Annotated in this window: 2 protein-coding genes; both read left to right on the top strand. The window is 33.2% G+C overall.

From position 1 onward, the window contains the following. A partial coding sequence (locus tag ACMOUI_RS05780; protein WP_418964784.1) for a hypothetical protein occupies window positions 1-1194 on the top strand: 1194 nt, incomplete at its 5' end. A 14-nt stretch (window positions 1195-1208) separates the two neighbouring features. After that, window positions 1209-2366, top strand: a complete 1158-nt coding sequence (locus ACMOUI_RS05775; protein ID WP_418964783.1) for a M20 family metallopeptidase — start codon at window positions 1209-1211, stop codon at window positions 2364-2366. Window positions 2367-2442: the final 76 nt, after the last annotated feature.

The following is a 2442-nucleotide window of genomic DNA, read 5'->3' as shown; positions in this document are numbered from 1 at the left end:
GTTAAAAGAGGGGAGATTCTTATGAGTTTAATTATGGCAATTATTTGTGTCTTGGGAGCTTTGGCTATCGGTGAAATAGTATCTATTAAAACTAGAGCTATCGTTCCATCTGTTTTTATTACTGCTATTGTTTTTTTAATTGGTTATTGGACAATTTTCCCAGAAAATATCCTTGAAATAGCTGGATTTGTAACTCCAATTATTATAAGTTCTATGCTTTTTCTTATTACTCATCTTGGTACTATGCTGAGTTTAAAAGAACTTATTAGACAATGGAAAGCATTTTCAATAGCTATTTTTGGAATATTAGGAATATGTTTTGGAACTTTAGTTTTAGGAAAATTATTTTTCCCATGGGAAATGCTTGTTATTGCTACTCCGCCCCTTACAGGAGGAGTTGTAGCATCAATTATTATGTCTGAAGCAGCAACAGCTAAAGGATTGCCTGAACTTGCAATTTTAGCAATAGTTATGTATGTTATGCAAGGGTTTGTTGGCTATCCGCTCACTGCTCTTGTTTTAAGATCAGAAGGAAATCATCTTTTAAAAAAATTTCGAAAGGGAGAGGTTATTGATCTTGATAAAAAGGAGATTAAAGAGGAGAATATTAAAAGGTTAATCCCTCCTTTACCAAAAGAATACCAAACAACTTATATTGTCCTTTTAAAGTTAGCTCTTTTAGTTGGTGGAGCAATTTTATTTACAGAAGCTATCAATGAAGTTATTTCTAGATATGTTATCTGTCTGTTTGTGGGGGTAATCGGAGCTGAAACTGGTTTTATCGAAAGAAAACCTTTAAATGTATCAGGAACTTTTGGCTTCTATATGACTAGTTTAATGGCATTTATATTTGGAGGATTAGCTAAAGCTACTCCAGAAATGCTTCAACGTCTTTTATTTCCATTTATTGGAATTATTGGATTCGGTGTGACTGGTATGCTTATATTTTCATTTATTATTGGTAAAATCTTAAAAGAATCTTCTCCTATGTCTTGTGCGATATCTTTAAATGCACTGTATGGATTTCCAGCAAATTACGCTTTAACAACTGAAGCTGCTAAATCTCTTGGAGAAACTGATGAAGAAAAACAATTTCTAATTGATGCTATGTTACCTAAAATGTTAGTTGGTGGATTTGTTTCAGTAACTATCGTTTCTGTTATTATAGCTGGAATTTTTGTAAAATTACTATAAAAGGGGGATATAAAATGATTAAAAAGCTTGCAGAACAAAATAAGGATTACATCATTAAAATGAGAAGGGAGTTTCATAAATATCCCGAACCTAGTTTCCAAGAATTTAGAACATCTAAAAGAATTCAAGAGGAGTTATCCAAGCTGGGGATTCCATTTAAAGTGATTGCGGGAACAGGCGTTGTTGGATTTATTAATAAAGGTAAAGAGGGAAAAAAAGTTATTTTAAGAGCTGATATGGATGCTCTACAAGTACAGGAGTGCACAGGAGTTGAGTATTGCTCTACGAATGATGGAATCATGCACGCTTGTGGTCATGATGGCCATTCTGCTATGCTTTTAGGAGCAGCTAAAATATTAAATGAAATAAAAAATACTTTATCAGGAGAAGTTAGGCTTTATTTTCAACCTGCAGAGGAAATTGCTCAAGGCGCTTTAAAAATGCTTGAAGAAGAACCTATCAATGATGCTGATGGATGCTTTGCAATCCATTTATGGAGCGACTTACCTTGTGGAAAAATTTCTGTAGATGCAGGCCCAAGAATGGCTTCAGCCGATATTTTTGAAATTATTGTAAACGGTAAAGGGGGACATGGTTCTCTTCCACATCAGACTATTGATGCTGTTGTTGTAGGTTCTGCTCTAATTATGAATTTACAATCAATTGTGAGTAGAGAGATTAGTCCACTAGAATCTGGAGTAGTAACTGTTGGATCATTTCATTCTGGAACAAGATTTAACGTTATTGCAAACCAAGCTATTTTAAAAGGAACAACTCGTACTTTTAATCCCGAAATTCGAAATAATTTTAAGTCAATTTTGGAAAGAGTTACAAATGGAACTTGTGAGACATACAGAGCTACTGGTCAAGTTAACTATACCTATGGAACTGCACCTTGTATAAATGATGAAAATTGCTCTAAAATAGCTTCGAAATCTGTAGAAACTATTCTTGGAAAAGATGGAATTATAAAAATGGAAAAACTTACTGGTGGAGAGGATTTTTGTTACTTTTTAGAACAAGTACCTGGAGTTTTAGCTTTTGTTGGAGCTGGAAATCCAGCTAAAGATGCCAACTATCCTCATCATCATGAGAAATTTGCAATAGATGAAGATTCTTTAGAAATTGGTACAGCTTTATATGCCCAATATGTTTTAGATTTCTTAAATTGAAAATAGAGATTAATTAAAAAATATTAAGAAAAAATTTAAAGAGAGAGTATCATCATCAGTTGGCTCTCTCTTTGTT

Source organism: Cetobacterium sp., from assembly GCF_048470075.1.
Taxonomy (GTDB): domain Bacteria; phylum Fusobacteriota; class Fusobacteriia; order Fusobacteriales; family Fusobacteriaceae; genus Cetobacterium_A.
The sequence above is the reverse complement of the archived record's forward strand: the minus strand, read 5'-3'. Positions and strand labels throughout refer to the sequence as shown.

What these genes read in the sequence shown, in the direction of transcription:
- ACMOUI_RS05775 (WP_418964783.1), top strand. Translation starts at nt 1,209, where the DNA reads ATGATTAAAAAGCTTGCAGAACAAAATAAGGATTACATCATTAAAATG.